Below are 15,388 nucleotides of genomic sequence, written 5' to 3'. Positions count from 1 at the left end.
CCGGCCACTGTCCTGACATGGTGTTTTACAGTGTCTTCCGTCCAGATCTGGCAACAGGACCTGTGAGGTATTCGCGAACATGCCGGCCGAAGCTTTTGAGTTTCAGGTAGAGGCCCGTCAGCTGCTGCAGCTGATGATCCACTCGGTCTACTCGAACAAAGATGTCTTCCTGAGGGAGCTCGTCTCCAACGCCTCCGACGCGCTGGACAAGCTACGCCTCGAGAAGCTGTGGGACGACTCGCTCGACGCCGACGTGTCCGACCTGCACATCGACATCGACGTCGACAAGGACGCCCGCACCCTCACCGTGCGGGACAACGGCATCGGCATGTCGTACGACGAGGTCGGACGCCTGATCGGCACGATCGCCAACTCGGGCACCGCGAAGTTCCTCCAGGAGCTCAAGGAGGCCAAGGAGGTCAAGGACGCGGCCGGGGAGGAAGGGCTCATCGGCCAGTTCGGCGTCGGGTTCTACGCCGGCTTCATGGTGGCGGACGAGGTCACCCTGGTGACCCGGCGCGCGGGCGAGAGCCAGGGCACCCGCTGGGCATCGCGCGGCGAGGGCACGTACACGCTGGAGAAGGTCGAGGACGCCCCGCAGGGCACCTCGGTCACGCTCCACCTCAAGCCGGCCGACCCGGAGAACCAGCTCCACGACTACACCTCCCCGTGGAAGATCAGGGAGATCATCAAGCGGTACTCGGACTTCATCACCTGGCCCGTCCGGATGATGCCCGAGGCCCCGGCCGCTGCCCCTGCCGCAGCCGACGAGAGCGACGAGGCGGCCGAACCCGAAGCGGCTCCCGAGCCCGAGACGCTCAACTCCATGAAGGCCCTGTGGGCGCGCCCGCGCGGCGAGGTGTCCGACGACGAGTACCACGAGCTGTACAAGCACATCGCCCACGACTGGCGCGACCCGCTGGAGACGATCCGGCTCCAGGCGGAGGGCACCTTCGAGTACCAGTCCCTGCTGTTCCTCCCCGCCCACGCCCCCCACGACCTGTTCACGCGGGACGCCAAGCGCGGCGTACAGCTGTACGTCAAGCGCGTGTTCATCATGGACGACTGCGAGGCGCTGCTGCCGCCGTACCTCCGCTTCGTCAAGGGAGTCGTCGACGCGGCGGACCTCTCGCTCAACGTCTCCCGCGAGATCCTCCAGCAGGACCGCCACATCGAGATGATGCGGCGCCGGCTGACGAAGAAGGTCCTGTCCACCGTCAAGGACATGATGGCCAAGGACCAGGACCGCTACGCCACGCTCTGGCGGGAGTTCGGCACCGTCCTGAAGGAAGGCCTGGTCACCGACCCGGAGAACCGCGACGCCCTCCTCGCCGTAGCGTCGTTCGCGACCACGCACCACGACACCGAGCCGACCACGCTCAAGCAGTACGTGGAGCGGATGAAGGACGGGCAGGACGACATCTACTACCTGACCGGCGAGTCCCGGCAGAGCATCGAGAACTCCCCGCACATGGAGGCGTTCCGGGAGCGGGGCATCGAGGTGCTGCTGCTCACCGACGCCGTCGACGAGGTGTGGGCCGACGCCGTCGGCGAGTACGAGGGCAAGAAGCTGCGGTCCGTCGCCAAGGGGCAGATCGACCTCGACCCCAAGGACGAGGACGCCGCCGACGACGAGCGCGAGAAGCAGACCGAGGAGTACGCCGGGCTGCTCGGCTGGATGAAGGAGCAGCTGGACGAGGACATCAAGGAGGTACGTCTGTCCTCGCGCCTCACCGTCTCCCCGGCCTGTATCGTCTCCGACGCGCAGGACCTGACCCCGGCCCTGGAGAACATGTACCGCGCGATGGGCCAGGAAGTGCCCAGCGCCAAGCGCATCCTGGAACTCAACCCGGACCACCAGCTGGTGAAGGGCCTCAACCAGGCGTACAAGGAGCGCGAGGACCGCGCGGAGCTCGCCGAGACCGCCGAGCTCCTGCACGGCCTGGCCGTACTCGCCGAGGGCGGCCAGCCGAAAGAACCGGCCCGCTTCGTCAAGCTGATGGCGGACCGTCTGGAGCGCGCGCTGTAACTCGGCTCAGCGAGGCGCGGGCGGCCTGCCCCGAATGACAGACGGACAGGCCGCCGACGCGCTCAAGCGGGCGGCGTCGGCGCGTGCTGCCGCATCCTGCACTGGAGAACGCCCCGTATGGAGTGGAGGCGCACGTGCCGATCGATGGAACCAATGTCGATGGAAGCAGCATCGAAGGAGGCAGCATCGATGGGAACGGTTCTGCCCGGCAGGACTCCCAGGACCCTCAGGACTCCCAGGACTCCCAGGACTCCGGCCTCCTGACCGAGGCGAGGAAGCTACTGCCCGATGTCGTGGCGCTGCGCCGCCGCATCCACCGCAATCCGGAAGTGGGCGCGCACCTACCCCGTACGCAGCAGGCGGTATTGGAAGCCATCGACGGCCTGGGCCTGACGGTAACGCTCGGCAGGCAGCTGAGCTCGGTGGTGGCCGTGCTCGACACCGGACGCCCCGGACGGACCCTGCTGCTCCGCGCCGACATGGACGCCCTGCCGCAGCAGGAGAACACCGGCCTCGACTTCGCCTCCCAAGTACCCGGCGTCATGCACGCATGCGGTCACGACGCGCACACCGCCATGCTCGTGGGCGCAGCGCGGCTGCTCAGCGCGCGCAGGGACCGGCTGGCGGGGCGGGCGGTGTTCATGTTCCAGCCCGCCGAGGAGACCGGCGGCGGGGCCCTGCCCATGATCGAGGAGGGGCTGCTCACCCTGGCCGACGGCACGGCGGTCGATGCGGCGTTCGCCCTGCACATCAACGCCCGCAACGAAACGTGCACCGTCCACGTCCGGCCGGGCACGCAGTATGCCGCCGCCGACCTGGTACGCATCACCGTCAGGGGCCGGAGCGGGCACGCGGCCGGCCCGCACCGGGTGCTCGATCCGGTCCCGGTCGCCTGCGAGATCGTCCAGGCTCTCCAGACCATGATCACCCGGACCGTCGGCATCTTCGAGCCCGCGGTGCTGACGATCACCACGATCCGGGCGGGAAGCGCGTTCAACATCATCCCGGAGACGGCGGAGCTGTCCGGCACGTACCGCACACTCTCCGAGGCGAGCCGCCGCACGGTGCGCGAGGGCATCGCGCGTGTGGCCGGGGGAGTGGCCGCCGCCCATGGCATGACCGCCGACATCGAACTCCCCGAGGGCTACCCCACCGTGCAGAACGACCCCGCCTTCACGGCACTGGTGCGCCGCGCGGCGGCCGCCGCCCTCGGTCCCTCCCGCGTGCACGAGCTCCCCCACCCCACGATGGGTGGCGAGGACTTCTCGTACGTCTTGCAACGCGTGCCCGGCGCGATGGTGTTCCTGGGCGCCTGCCCGCCCGGCAGCGTGCCGGGCACGGTCCCGGACAACCACTCCGACCGCGTGCTCTACGACGAGGAGGCGCTGGCCGCAGGAGTCGCCCTGCACTGCGCGGTCGCCGAGGACTTCCTGCGCGGCGGCGGAAGCGGAAGCGAAAGGGAAAGCGAAGGCGGAGAGAGCGCGAATGCGGCGCGGCCATCGGGGTGACTCGCACAGGGCGGTACTTCCACTGACCAAGTCGTATGGCAAGGCCTCGTCGCCCAACGGCGTGGTCGTAAGGCGTTCACCGTGGCGCCGGTCAGTGCGCGGTCACTTCGTCGAGCAGCCGCGGGGCGTCGCCGCTGAAGTCGATCCACGGATTCGTGCCCAGCACCTGCGCACCGTCCACGCTCGGGTCCTCGTACCGCATGACGAACTTCTCAGGGCCGTGGACGTAGGCCACGATCAGGCCGTGCTCGGCATCGAGGAAGGCGCCATGGGGGCCCAGGCCGGGGTAGCTCACGCGCCAGGCCGGATCACCGGTCCCGACCGCGCCTACCGACAGCTTTGCGATCACGCCGTCGGGCAACCGGTAGAACCACGTCCACGGGCCACCGGAGACGACCGTCATCACCTCGTCGACGCCGACGCCGTGGTCGGAGCTGTTCACGTGGAGCCTGCCGAAGCGCGCCTGTACGGCGTGCAGGGCGTCGGCGTCCATCGTCTTCATGTCGTACACCTTCGGGTACGGGGGAACGCCGGCCTCGGAGGTGTTCAGGAATCCGCCCCCATGAGTCTCCGGTCGGCGGCCGGCCAGCTCGATCTGCTCCACCAGCTGCCCCCGATGCATGCTGAACAGCGACATCAGCTCCGTACCTTCCGCATCCGAGAGCGCCCGGTCCCTGGACGCCTTCAGAATCGGGTGAGCTTCCGCGGGAATGGGAACCTGACCGACCCTCACGCCCACCGTCCGCAGTACGCGGTTGACGGCCTCGATGCCGGTGGTGGCCGGTCGGCCGTCGGAGTACGAGAGCTTCAGGTTTCCACGGTCTGCTGTCGTCATTTCTGGTCCTCAGGTGAGTCGTACCGGAACGAGTGCGGGAACGAGCGCGGGGCTTCCGCCTGTGGCCCGCGAGACACGGTCTTTCACGGCTAGATCTTTTGACGTTGAAATAAAAACACGCCCACTTGTTCAACGTCAAGCCTTTTAGGCGTGGAATAAATTGCGGAGAGGGGGCGACGGCACGACCGATGCGATGGACCTCGGCCGCGGCGTCCGAGCTGCCGGCGAAGCCGAACGGCGGGGAAGCCGGCGGTGAACATCGCCGCGTCTGCTGAGCGTTGGCCGGCGCGGTCCGGAGCCGGCTCCTCCCTGTTGACCACGCGCCTCGCCAAGCTGTTGGCTTCCTTCGGCTCGTACACCACCAATTGCCTCAGCAAGGGGAGTCGCATGCGCTATCTCAGACGGACGGCCGTCGTGGCGGCGGTCTTAGGGACCTGCTTAGGGGTCTGTGTGACGGTGCTGCCGGCGGCGGCCGCCGCACCGGGAGGGCACCGGGCGCGCACCGAGCGGGTGAGCGTCACCGCCGACGGCGCGGAGGCGAACGGCGAGTCGGGGCAGGGGAAGATCAGCGGTGATGGCCGCGTGGTCGTCTTCAGCTCGGGGGCCGGCAATCTGATCCCCGGCGACACCCGGAAGGGTGGCCCGTTCGTGAAGGACTTGCGTACCGGCAGGGTCGAGCGGGTCGCCGTGGCCACCGACGGTACACCTGCCGACGGCTCGACGTGGGACGCGGCGGTCAGCGGCAACGGCCGGTATGTCGTCTTCAGCTCGGACGCGACGAACCTCGTACCGGGTGGCAACCCCACCGGCAGCACCGAGGTGTACGTGCGTGACCGCTGGACCAGGCGGACCGAAATCCTCATAGGAGACCCGAAGCAGGCCCGCGTCGACAACAGCGAACCATCGATCAGCGCGGACGGCCGCTACGTCGCCTTCCTCTCCACGCGCAGTGACCTGGTGCCCGGGGACACCAACAACGCGCGGGACGTGTTCGTGAAGGACCGGTGGCGGGGTACCGTCAAACGCGTCAGCGTCGCCTCCGACGGCACGCAGGGGGACGGCGAATCCATCTCCCCGGTGATCAGCGCGAACGGCAGCCGCGTCGGGTTCAAGAGCAGGGCATCCAACCTGGTCCCCCAGGCGGGCACCGGCAAGGAGCTGCTGGCGCGGCCGCGGGCCCGCGTGTTCTACGCGCACGAGCTGCGAACCGGCCGCACCGAACTGGCCGCGCATTCCCTCACCGGATCGAAAGTAGCGGTTCTCACCGACATCGGTCTGAGCCCGGACGGGCGCTACGCGCTGTTCATGAGCGCCAACAGCGACATCGTCGCCGGCGACACCAACCACACCGCGGACGCTTTCGCCACGGATCTCCGTACGGGTGACACGCGGCGGCTCAGCGTGGCGGCCGACGGGGCCGAGGCCAATGGCATGTCCTACGGGCACGTGGCCATGAGCGCCGATAACCGGTACGCGTTCTTCACCTCCGCTGCGTCCAACCTCGTCCCGGGCGACACCAACGGCAAGGAGGACGTATTCGTGCGCGACCTGCGGACCGGCGCGGTGCAGCGCGTCAACGTCGCCTCCGACGGGGCGCAGGCAAACGAGTTCTCGCTGAACTTCGGCGTCGACCTGTCCGGACGCACGGCGGTGTTCGACAGCGCGGCCGGCAACCTGGTGCCCAAGGACACCAACGGGGGAGGGGACGTCTTCCTCCGGCACCTGCGCTGAGCCGAGCGGTTACGGCGAAGCGCGTGCCCGGGAACCGGTCACGGCCCGTGGGTCGCCATGGTAGTACTGTGCCTGACCCGGACATGACATCGGCGTCCGGCGGGGGCCAGGGGGTGCGGGGAGTGTCCTCGGGATTACGGGCGTTCGCCCGGCTGATCACGGCGGCCGCGGTCGCCACCGTCTACGTCGCGCTGCACATGGCGATCTTCCTGGGCATGGAACTGCGGGACCGTGACAACTTCCGCAGCGCCCCGGAGCAGGCCGCCGCCTTCGTCACCACGCTGGACCGCTACGCCGACGGGGACGCGTCCGTGCACACTGAGATCCGTGCGACCAGGGCGTGGTTCGAGGACAACGCCCCGCGGCTAGGGGATAGCCGCTACGCGGTCTCCGCCGCCGTCCGTCACGCCGAGAGGGGCGAGGCCTCCGCAGCCCGCGAGAGGGCAAGCAACCTGACCACGTACGTCGTACAGGATCAGGCAGCACTCAACCGGGACGTCAGCTCGTGGGGCACGGTCACGCTGTGGTGGACCGTGGCCGCCGCAGCGCTCGTCGCGCCGGCGCTCTGGCTGCGGCATCGCCGCCAGGCCGGCGCCGCGGAGATCGTCGAGGTGGTCGGCCGGTTCGCCCCGCGTCATCCACGGTGGCGGCGGCCGGTATTCGTGGCGGCGAGCGGAGCCGGGTACGCCCTGTTCACGGCGGGCTTCTTCGCAGTCACCATGGCCCAGCAGCGGGGCCACAAGATGCCGCTGGCGGCGCAAGTGCTCCTCCTGCCCGGCGGGCTGGCTGCGCTGGGGGCAGGATTCCTGGTCCTGCGCTACTCGCGCCCGCGGTCGGCGCGCGGCGCGGTCCGCGCCCTGCTGGCCGACGGGCGCCGGCCCGTGCTCTATCTGCGCAGCTTCGCCGACGACCATACCGCGGCGCAGGTCGACGACGGGCCGAACCTCAACATCCATTCGAGGGAGGAGCAACTCGCCGGGGTGCTGGGCGCTTTCGGCCCCGTGATCGCGGTGGGAAAACCGGGGGAGCCGCTGCCGCGTCTGGGGGCGGCGCGGTTCTACCTGCCGCTCGACGACTGGCAGCCGGTGATCCTCCGGCTGATGGAACTGTCTCAGCTCATCGTGTTGAGCGTGGGGCTCGGCGAAGGCCTGTGGTGGGAGCTCGAGCAGGCCGTCTCCAGCCATCCCGCGGACAAGGTGGTTCTGCTGGTGCCGGGCCGGACGGCGGGCGTGGCCGAGCGGCTGGACGAACTCCTGCCGGTGCCCTCCCGGCTGGGCGAGATGTCAGCCGGCGACGGTGGCCCCTGGATCTCTGCCGTCATGGCCTTCGGTCCCGGTTGGACGCCGCACGTGTGCCCGGTGGAGCCCGCTGCCGGCGCCGCGCCCCCGCGAGGCGGGCGCGTGCGTCGCGCCTACGAAGCCTCTCTCGGACCTATGACGGTGATGACGCCCGCGCGCCACGTGGCCCGCGCCATGAAGTCGGCTTTGGCGTCCGCGGGAGTGCGCAGGTGGGCGGTCATCATGCGGGCCGACATGGGGATGCTGGTCACGCTGGGGAAAGGATTCCTCGCGCTCGGGGCCTTGGCCTTGCCGTACCGGGCACTGCAACTCGCCGGCTTCTGGTAGTCGTCCAGCCGTCCAGCCGTCCCCGGACCAGCCGTCCGAGGGCTGGAGCCGGGGCGGCCGGAGAGAACCACGCAACCGGCTCTCAGGAAACAGCCACCCGAGTCGTACCCCTGAGCGCGTTCGCAACGCGTCCGCCCCGACAACTTGAAACGGCCCCGAACTTCTTCAACGGCCTCGACTCTCTTGGAGGATCCATGGACAGCTCACAGCACGGCACCCCTGCAAGATCTGTCGGCGCCACCACGCAGCGACACAGACCGCTGGCCGGCGCAGCCGCCGCCGCAACCATCCTGATCCTGCTGGAGCTCGTGCGCGAGATATTCGTAACGGTGGCCAACTGGCGCGACTACTTCGTCGTCCGCGACTACCTGGCCGGAACGGCGACGGAGGCGGATCTGGACGCGGCCGACTCCTTCTCGGCGCTGGCGACCTGGCCGACGCTCCCGGCGTGGATCGCGGCCGGCGTGGCGTTCTTGATCTGGCTGTGGCGGGCGCGGATCAACGCCGAACTGCTGGCCGGCCCCGCTGCGCACCGCCGGTCCCGGGGCTGGGTGGTCGGCGCGTGGGTGGCTCCGGTGGCCAACCTGTGGTACCCGTACCAGGTCGTGTCGGACATCTGGCAGTCCAGCGCTCCCCGGCGGCCCGCGCCCGCCGCCCTGATCAACGCCTGGTGGGCGCTGTTCGTGGCCGCCACTCTCGTCAAGCCGGTCCAATGGCGGTTGGCCTTGCACCTGGAGTCCGAGCAGGACGTGCTGACCAACGCGAACGTGTCTACTCTCCTCACGGCGCTCTACGTGGCGGCCGGCGCACTGGTCATCCTCATCATCAGACGAATCACCGCATGGCAGAGCAGGGCCGTATGAACGCTGAATGAGCGCCATATGAGTGCCGTATCTGCGGGGCGACACGGGCACGAAATCCAGGCTGTGCGCCTAGTATTGGATGCTGTGGGGCGACTTGATGCGGCATGGCCGGTGGTGTCCGGTACGGGGTTACGGCGACGGAGGCCGGCTTCCTTTCCGTTGCTCGGTGTATGCGGCGCGCTGGCCCTCGCGGCCCTGCCGCTCACGATGTCCCCGGGCAAGCCGGGCGGCGGCGGCCCGCCGAAGGCCGGCCGACGACCGCCGGCCGCCCAGCCGGGCTGGGGCTTCACCCACACTCAGTACAGCGCGGACCACGGCGAACCGGAGGCCACCCGCAAGGCCGGTGCCCTGCTCTCCGCCCGGCCCCAGCCGCAGAACCAGCACATCATGGGCTGGGGCGCGGAGAACCCCGAACCGGCGCCCGGGCGGTACGACTTCCAGGCCCTCGACGAGCGCGTCGCCCTGATGCGGGCCACCGGTGCCACCCCCGTCCTCACCCTGTGCGGTGCCCCCGACTGGATGAAAGGCGGCCGGAAGGGGCGCACCGACTGGTCCCGCCTGGAGACCGCTCCCGACCGCCGGCACTACGGCGACTTCGCCCGCCTCGCAGGCACGATCGCCCGCCGCTACCCCGACATCAAGCACTTCCTCGTATGGAACGAACTGAAGGGCTTCTACGACGAGGACAAGCGCCGCTGGAACTACGAGGGCTACACCCGGCTGTACAACCTCGTCTACGCGGAGCTGAAGAAACAGAGCCCGGACAACCTGGTCGGAGGCCCCTACGTGGTGGCCGACCACGACCCTCCCGCCGACGACCGGGAGGACCGCTCGCCCGAACTCCGCGGCCCCTGGGGCGAGCTCGACCAGCGCTCCGCCGACGTCATCCACTACTGGAACAGGCACAAGGCAGGCGCCGACTTCGTCGTTGTCGACGGATCCAGCTACACCCGCGAGGGCCACGAGACGATCCCCGACGAGTTCGCCGCCACCGAGAAGTTCGCCGACGTCACCCGCTGGCTGAGGAACGTCACCGGGCTCCCCGTGTGGTGGGCCGAGTGGTACGTCGAGCCGCCCGCCGAGGACGGCCGGCTCGGCGGCCGTGACGGCTGGCACGAACACCACCGCACCGCCGTGCAGGCCACCGCCCTGATGCACCTGGCGGCGAGCGGCGCGTCAGCCGCCTTCTACTGGAACCCGCAACAGACCGGCAACGACTGCCCGGGCTGTCTGTGGAGCAGCACGCACCTGCGCGACGGCGGCCAAGGCCTGCCCATGTCCCGCCTCCTGAGCCGCTTCGCCCACGAATTCCCCCCGGGCACCGCCTTCCGCGATGTGGACGCCACCGCGGGACCGGGCGCCAGGATCCAGGTCCTGGCCGACGACGCAGCCGTCCTCGTCGTCAACACCGAACACCACCAGGTAGCGGCCCGCGTCGCCGGACAGAAACTGTCCCTCGCCCCGTACGAAGTCCGCTGGCTCACCCACTGAGCTGCCGTTCTCAGCCCGCTCTGCTGGAGACCGCAAGCTTCGGCTCGCGCCGTCGACCGTCCCGCGTGGCACCTACGCCACCGACCCCGAACCGTGGGGTGCTCCCTCCGCGGCCCCAGGCCTCCCCGACCATGGACGCGCAGGGGAGCCGCGCTCTTGTCATGCCACCTGGCATGACCGGAATGGTGCCCGCAGGCCCTGGAGACTCAGTGATCGTGCACCCGAAGGATGCGCCCGACCTGCATCTGACCGGCCCCCTAAGCATCCACCAGGGTTGCTGCGGACCACTCGGAACCGGAGGCCGCAACATGGCCTGCCCGTGCGGGGCCCTCGTTGCCACGCTAGCCGCCGATTGCATGGGCCCTCACGAACTGCACCTCGATCCGCTCCGGGTGTACGCCTACCCGGCCGACACGACGATGTGATTACGGGGCACGTCGTCGCCGCGCTGACCGCAGGAAGCCGGCACCCGAGCCGCTCTCCCTGGCTGCCCGGAGGCGAACCGGCTCCGCCGAGCAGGAAGAGCCGCAGGTGGAAGGTGGTGCGGCGAGGGTACGTGTTGCGCGCTGATGTGAAGGAGGGTGTCCTGACGGTAGACGGGTATGGCGCATCCGGTGGGGTTACAGCCGATGACGGCCCTCCCTCCGCCGGCGATACGGCATCGAAGGGCTGGACGCCCCGCCGAGCGCGGGTGTGTGAGTGCGGCAGCCTGACCGCCGGGCCGGCACCGCCAGCAAGGAGGAGATCCCGTGAATCGAAACCGCCTCGGCCCTCGCGCTCTCGCCTTCCCCCTGCTCACTGCACTGCTGATGGCCGTGACACCGCTCGGCTTCACCCAGACCGCCCGGGCCGCCGACCCGTGCGGTACGAACCCGGCCGATTACGTGGGTGTGACGTACCGCGTGATTGCGCCGGCCGTCATCATCCGGCTCACGTTTTTGGCCGGTGGCAAGTTCGAGTACGAGCTTGAGGACGGCGTGGTCCACCAGGGCACGTACACGGCCACCCCGCAGGAGCTGACGCTCATATCCGAGAGCACGGACCACAGCGACTTCCGGGGCTGCGACGGCACTTCGGCCACCCCAGGTTTCCTGGCTTTCCCCGGCGCCCTGGCCGTCCGCAGCACCTGACGCCTCAAGCTACTCGAACGGGAAGCGATGACCGACCGTTGGCTGTCGCCCTACCGTACGCTCCGCAGCTCCCGGGCTCCCGGTGCCGATGAAGAATCCGCCGTTTCCGCCGACATGCCACCAGCAGAATCAGCTGTCCACTGCCCTCGTACACTCCGCCGCGGCCGAAACTGACGGGAGACGGACGACAGGTTCAGTCGTGGCGCTCCGGAGCGATCATCCGAGATGTCGGCATGTGGTCGTTCCTGGCCGTCGTTTGACCTTGAGTGCACTCCAGCACCTAGCGTCTTGGACAGATGGTTTTCCGAGATCAGGAGGCAACACCATGACCACTGTCCCCACCCGGTACCTGGGCGAGTTGGCGGTTTCCGCGCAGGGCCTGGGGTGCATGGGCATGAGCCACGGCTACGGCGCTACGGACGACGCGCAGTCGATCGCGACCCTGCACCACGCCCTCGACCTCGGGGTGACCTTCTGGGACACCTCCGACTTCTACGGCACCGGCCACAATGAGGAGCTGATCGGTCGGGCTGTTGCCGGGCGCCGCGACGAGGTGGTGCTGGCCACGAAGTTCGGCTTCGCCAACCGCCTGGGCGAGCCCACTCTCGTCCGCGGTGACGCCGCCTACGTACGGCAGGCCTGCGATGCGTCGCTGCGTCGGCTCGGCGTCGACCACATCGACCTCTACTACCAGCACCGCGTCGACCCGCAGGTGCCGATCGAGGAGACCGTCGGTGCCATGGCCGAGCTGGTACAGGCCGGGAAGGTCCGCTATCTCGGACTGTCCGAGGCCGGCGCGGGCACCATCCGGCGCGCGCACGCGGTCCACCCGATCAGCGCACTGCAGAGCGAGTGGTCGTTGTGGACGCGCGACCTGGAGGCGGAGGTCGCCCCGGTCTGCCGGGAACTGGGCATCGGCATGGTCCCGTTCTCCCCGCTCGGCCGCGGCTTCCTGACCGGCCGCTACAGCTCGGTCGAAGGATTGGCGGAGACCGATGTGCGACGCACCCAGCCGCGTTTCGCCGACGGCAATCTTGAGCGGAACCTGGCGATCGTGGCGAAGCTGAACGAGCTGGCGGACGTGAAGGGAGTAACCGCCGGCCAGCTCGCCCTGGCCTGGGTGCAGCACCGGGGCGACGACGTGGTCCCGATCCCCGGCACCCGGCGGCAGCGCTACCTGGAGGAGAACCTCGCGGCCCTGGCCGTCGAACTGTCCCCCGAGGACCTCGCCGCCATCGAGGCCGCTGCCCCGCCGGAGCAGATCGCAGGCACCCGCTACGACGCAACAAGCCTCACCTTCGTCAACGGCTGAGCCTGCCGTTCACGGTTGCCCTGGAAGAGAATCGTGCATCCGCCCGCGCGGTCTCGCTCCCACCGACCTCCTGCGGAGGCAAGTGCGGATTGGACGGCGGCGACGGATCGTCCGTTTTGTAGCCTGCTGAGGCGGGGATCTCGGCGCGGTGCCACGGGGTGCTTGAGGTGTCCTGGTCGGTGACGTGGGCGTCGACCAGGATGGCCAGCCGCGGGTGCGGGGTGGGGCCTGGCTCAGGGATGACGTCGCCGATCAGGAAGCTGTGAGTGAAGCGGTGGTAGCCGGACTTGGCGCCGGGTTGAGATCACTCCGGCTGGATGGAGTCGATTCTCGGCTGACCCGTCTATGCGTCCTTGAGGTGGCGGCAGAACCCGCGGTCCCGGGCAGACAGCCGTGATCGTGGGCCGGCCGCTCGCAGCACCACGTCGAGTGTGCGGTCCGGATCCGATGCGTAGCAGTTGGCGAACCAAGCCATGTTGGCCTCGACCACGGCCCAGCCGCTGGTGCCACCGTCAGATGTCGACAGGAGACCCACGTCGAGCGCGACCGCGCTGGGCAGCGTGTGGCCGTGCGCGGCCAGCAGGTTGTTTGCGAACTCTCGGACAATTTCCTCGTCAGGATGGCCATGTAGCGGAGCCGAATCCATGCGTCCGAACGCCACGTACTGGCTGCCTGTACGGCATTCTCCGTCCAGCACAAAGAGGCGGAACTCTCTCGCCCACGTGACGACATCGCTGATCTGAACCGGTGTGTCTGATGGCAGGTCCGTTGTGCGGGGCAGTGTGCCGCCATCGGTATGGACTGCAGCTGGAAAGCTCTTGCCGCTCGGTGGCTTCACGAAGGCGGGCCGGGTCAGGCGCCGAGCCTCGCTCAAGGTGGAGGACACAATGTTCCGTAGGGTGAACTCATGTGGCAGGGACGACAACCAGTCGTCTGTCGGCTCCAGTAGGCCGACTTCGAGTTCGTCAGCGATTCCGGCGGCGAACAGCGGCCCGCCGAAGTAATGGCCACCCGGCCTCCCCCTCAGCCCGCCTGCGCCGCCACAGACAGGGAGCACTTCCACATCCATGCCCCGTTGTCGCGCAGCGGCTGCAAGGAGCTCGCCAGTGGTTGAGTACTGTGGCGCGTGTGCCAGGAAGTCGGTTCTGCTCACAGCCATCAACTATCCCATTTCTGACTGAGCGTGAGATGCAGAATGATGGCTATTGGCGAACCTTCCTTCCCCTTCTTGACTGACACCTCGCCTGCTCCCGGCCCGACAGGCCGGGAGCAGGCGGCTGGCCGTTACGGTGAGGCGTCGCAGCATGGCGTTGGCAGGTGGGCCTCAAATGGTGGTGAGCGGCGCCGTCCAGCAGCAGTGCTCAAGCGGCGGCGGGGTCACAGAATGGATCGCCCACGGAGAGGCTGCCGCAGTCGATCACGCCGCAGAAGATGCCGTCCGCGGTGAGAAAATTGACCGGACGCAGGTCGCCATGGAGCCACAGTGCCGGGCCCGTTCAGTCGGGCGAGGCGGCAGTGTCTTCCCAGTCCGCGCGGACGGCGTCCGGGACGGGGATCAGAACCGGCTCGCGGCCGAGGCGAGCAACGTAGTGAACCCCTCGGAACACGTAGTGGGCAGAATCTTGAAGCTGGTGGAGCCTCCAGACCTGCCGTGCCACCGCGTCCTGCCTGATCGTCTGTGACAGTACATCCGGGACCAGGTGACAATGCAACACATGGATGATGCGTTCACACTTCTTCGGCGGATTGTCGACCTACTGCCCGAGGACGCCGTGGCAGAGAACGGCCGGACGGTCGGGGATGTTCGCAAGGGCATCGAGCTCCAGGAGTGGGAGATGGTGCTCGACGTGCTCATTGAGATCGCGGATGTCCATCCCGTGACGCGGGACTTTTGGGAGATGCTCGCTGAGGCCGCTCGGCAGATGATGCTGGAGCGCAGCCGTCGTTGGTGCGAGTGGCGGGGTTGGGAGGTCGAACACGGAACTGTCCGCGCGACGTTGACGCTACTGGGAGCGGATGAGGGCGGGCGCCAGGGTGCCTTTGATGGGGATGGTCGTCTCAGGCCTCTGTGGGACATCGGTAGCTGCAGTACAGACGGACAACGAGGTCTGAACATTGCCCGGCTTTGGGCGGAGTTCGCTCCGCAGCTCGGCCCTGGAGAGACTGCTGAGGTCCGCCTGGCTCCCCTGCAGCCCGAGCGGTGGCGGCATTTGAAGCCCGGTGACGTGATCACCATGCACGAGGCTCAACCTGTCGTTGGCATCGCTGAGGTCATCGAGGTTCTGCCGCCTCGTGTCTGAGGCCACTGGGCAGTCAGATGCGGAAGGCTCACCGTCGGACGGTCGTCAGTCGCCGCCAGGGCTCGTGGTTCCTCGGGCAGTGCTGGTGCGGAAGTCGGGGATGCCGAGGTGGACAGCGGTGTGTCGCGCGGCGAGGTCGCCCATAGCGGTGAGCTTCTGCTCGGCGGCTGCGAGGTCGGCCTCGATCGCCGCGACTTCGCCGAACCAGTGAGCATTTTCAGCGGTAGCTCTCGAGGGTGAGGACGGCTTTGGCGGCTGTGGTGAGCCAGGTGGGGCTGCAGCGGGCGTGGCGGAAGATGCGCCAGGTCTTCAGGCGGGCTATGCCGCGTTCGACGGGATACCGGAGGCGGGCGTGGGCTTTGTTCACGGACCGTTGCTGGGAGCTGAACTCTTGACGGGGCCGACGGCGGTGCGGGGTGGCGAAGGTTCCGCCGGCACCGAGGTAGCCGAGGTCGGCCAGGACCGGGATGCCCAGCCGTCGGCAGGTGTTGATGATGCGGTGCGTGCGGGCCGCGGTGAGGTCGTGAGTGCGGCCGGGCAGTGCCCGGGAAACCCACAGGATCC

At 68.7% G+C, this 15,388-nt stretch carries 13 protein-coding genes; 9 read left to right on the top strand and 4 right to left on the bottom strand.

Annotated elements, in window-relative coordinates:
• Positions 1 to 79: 79 nt before the first annotated feature.
• Together htpG and D7231_RS33750 are read left to right on the top strand one after the other, a co-directional pair.
• Positions 80 to 2,029 (top strand): molecular chaperone HtpG, encoded by a 1,950-nt coding sequence (gene htpG / locus D7231_RS33755; RefSeq protein WP_120760018.1) that lies wholly within the window; start codon positions 80 to 82, stop codon positions 2,027 to 2,029.
• Between the two features lie 260 nt (positions 2,030 to 2,289).
• Positions 2,290 to 3,537, top strand: a complete 1,248-nt coding sequence (locus tag D7231_RS33750; RefSeq protein ID WP_422396787.1) for a M20 metallopeptidase family protein — start codon at positions 2,290 to 2,292, stop codon at positions 3,535 to 3,537.
• Positions 3,538 to 3,628: 91 nt separating this feature from the next.
• On the opposite strand, the gene D7231_RS33745 is transcribed toward D7231_RS33750, so the two are convergent.
• The gene (locus D7231_RS33745) at positions 3,629 to 4,372 is read right to left on the bottom strand and encodes a hypothetical protein (protein ID WP_120760016.1); all 744 of its coding nucleotides are present in this window, start codon (positions 4,370 to 4,372) and stop codon (positions 3,629 to 3,631) included.
• Positions 4,373 to 4,759: 387 nt separating this feature from the next.
• Between D7231_RS33745 and D7231_RS33740 the strand changes: the two genes are divergently transcribed.
• The 6 genes from D7231_RS33740 (at position 4,760) to D7231_RS33710 (ending at position 12,524) form a co-directional block, all read left to right on the top strand.
• Positions 4,760 to 6,103 carry a TolB family protein gene (locus D7231_RS33740; protein WP_120760013.1) on the top strand — a complete coding sequence of 448 codons (1,344 nt, stop codon included), beginning with the start codon at positions 4,760 to 4,762 and terminating at the stop codon, positions 6,101 to 6,103.
• 122 nt (positions 6,104 to 6,225) lie between these two features.
• Positions 6,226 to 7,728 carry a transferase gene (locus tag D7231_RS33735; RefSeq protein ID WP_242000061.1) on the top strand — a complete coding sequence of 501 codons (1,503 nt, stop codon included), beginning with the start codon at positions 6,226 to 6,228 and terminating at the stop codon, positions 7,726 to 7,728.
• Positions 7,729 to 7,922: 194 nt separating this feature from the next.
• Positions 7,923 to 8,591 (top strand): DUF4328 domain-containing protein, encoded by a 669-nt coding sequence (locus tag D7231_RS33730; RefSeq protein WP_228774804.1) that lies wholly within the window; start codon positions 7,923 to 7,925, stop codon positions 8,589 to 8,591.
• 159 nt (positions 8,592 to 8,750) lie between these two features.
• Positions 8,751 to 10,082, top strand: a complete 1,332-nt coding sequence (locus D7231_RS33725; RefSeq protein ID WP_242000060.1) for a glycoside hydrolase family protein — start codon at positions 8,751 to 8,753, stop codon at positions 10,080 to 10,082.
• A 749-nt stretch (positions 10,083 to 10,831) separates the two neighbouring features.
• Positions 10,832 to 11,212: a hypothetical protein gene (locus tag D7231_RS33715; RefSeq protein ID WP_120760010.1), complete on the top strand. Its 381-nt coding sequence runs from the start codon at positions 10,832 to 10,834 to the stop codon at positions 11,210 to 11,212.
• A 325-nt stretch (positions 11,213 to 11,537) separates the two neighbouring features.
• Positions 11,538 to 12,524: an aldo/keto reductase gene (locus D7231_RS33710; protein WP_120760008.1), complete on the top strand. Its 987-nt coding sequence runs from the start codon at positions 11,538 to 11,540 to the stop codon at positions 12,522 to 12,524.
• 343 nt (positions 12,525 to 12,867) lie between these two features.
• Here D7231_RS33710 and D7231_RS33705 read toward each other — a convergent pair whose 3' ends face one another.
• Positions 12,868 to 13,683, bottom strand: a complete 816-nt coding sequence (locus tag D7231_RS33705; protein WP_120760006.1) for an ATP-grasp domain-containing protein — start codon at positions 13,681 to 13,683, stop codon at positions 12,868 to 12,870.
• Positions 13,684 to 13,885: 202 nt separating this feature from the next.
• Positions 13,886 to 13,990: a hypothetical protein gene (locus D7231_RS38660; protein ID WP_391475394.1), complete on the bottom strand. Its 105-nt coding sequence runs from the start codon at positions 13,988 to 13,990 to the stop codon at positions 13,886 to 13,888.
• 249 nt (positions 13,991 to 14,239) lie between these two features.
• Here D7231_RS38660 and D7231_RS33695 point away from each other — a divergent pair, with 249 nt between their 5' ends.
• Complete coding sequence (locus D7231_RS33695; RefSeq protein ID WP_242000059.1) at positions 14,240 to 14,824, top strand: hypothetical protein; 585 nt, start codon at positions 14,240 to 14,242, stop codon at positions 14,822 to 14,824.
• A gap of 217 nt (positions 14,825 to 15,041) precedes the next feature.
• Here D7231_RS33695 and D7231_RS33685 read toward each other — a convergent pair.
• On the bottom strand, positions 15,042 to 15,388 hold a 347-nt coding region (locus D7231_RS33685), incomplete at its 5' end, for a transposase family protein (RefSeq protein ID WP_147449849.1).

This window comes from Streptomyces klenkii, from assembly GCF_003626645.1.
In the GTDB taxonomy this organism is placed as follows: Bacteria; Actinomycetota; Actinomycetes; order Streptomycetales; family Streptomycetaceae; genus Streptomyces; species Streptomyces klenkii.
This window is presented reverse-complemented; position numbering and strand designations above follow the sequence as displayed.

Bases quoted from the DNA above. Each gene is read 5' to 3' on its own strand.
- D7231_RS33710 (WP_120760008.1), top strand. From the start codon at position 11,538: ATGACCACTGTCCCCACCCGGTACCTGGGCGAGTTGGCGGTTTCCGCG.
- D7231_RS33745 (WP_120760016.1), bottom strand. From the start codon at position 4,372: ATGACGACAGCAGACCGTGGAAACCTGAAGCTCTCGTACTCCGACGGC.
- D7231_RS33730 (WP_228774804.1), top strand. From the start codon at position 7,923: ATGGACAGCTCACAGCACGGCACCCCTGCAAGATCTGTCGGCGCCACC.
- D7231_RS33695 (WP_242000059.1), top strand. From the start codon at position 14,240: ATGGATGATGCGTTCACACTTCTTCGGCGGATTGTCGACCTACTGCCC.
- D7231_RS33705 (WP_120760006.1), bottom strand. From the start codon at position 13,683: ATGGCTGTGAGCAGAACCGACTTCCTGGCACACGCGCCACAGTACTCA.
- D7231_RS33740 (WP_120760013.1), top strand. From the start codon at position 4,760: ATGCGCTATCTCAGACGGACGGCCGTCGTGGCGGCGGTCTTAGGGACC.
- htpG (WP_120760018.1), top strand. From the start codon at position 80: ATGCCGGCCGAAGCTTTTGAGTTTCAGGTAGAGGCCCGTCAGCTGCTG.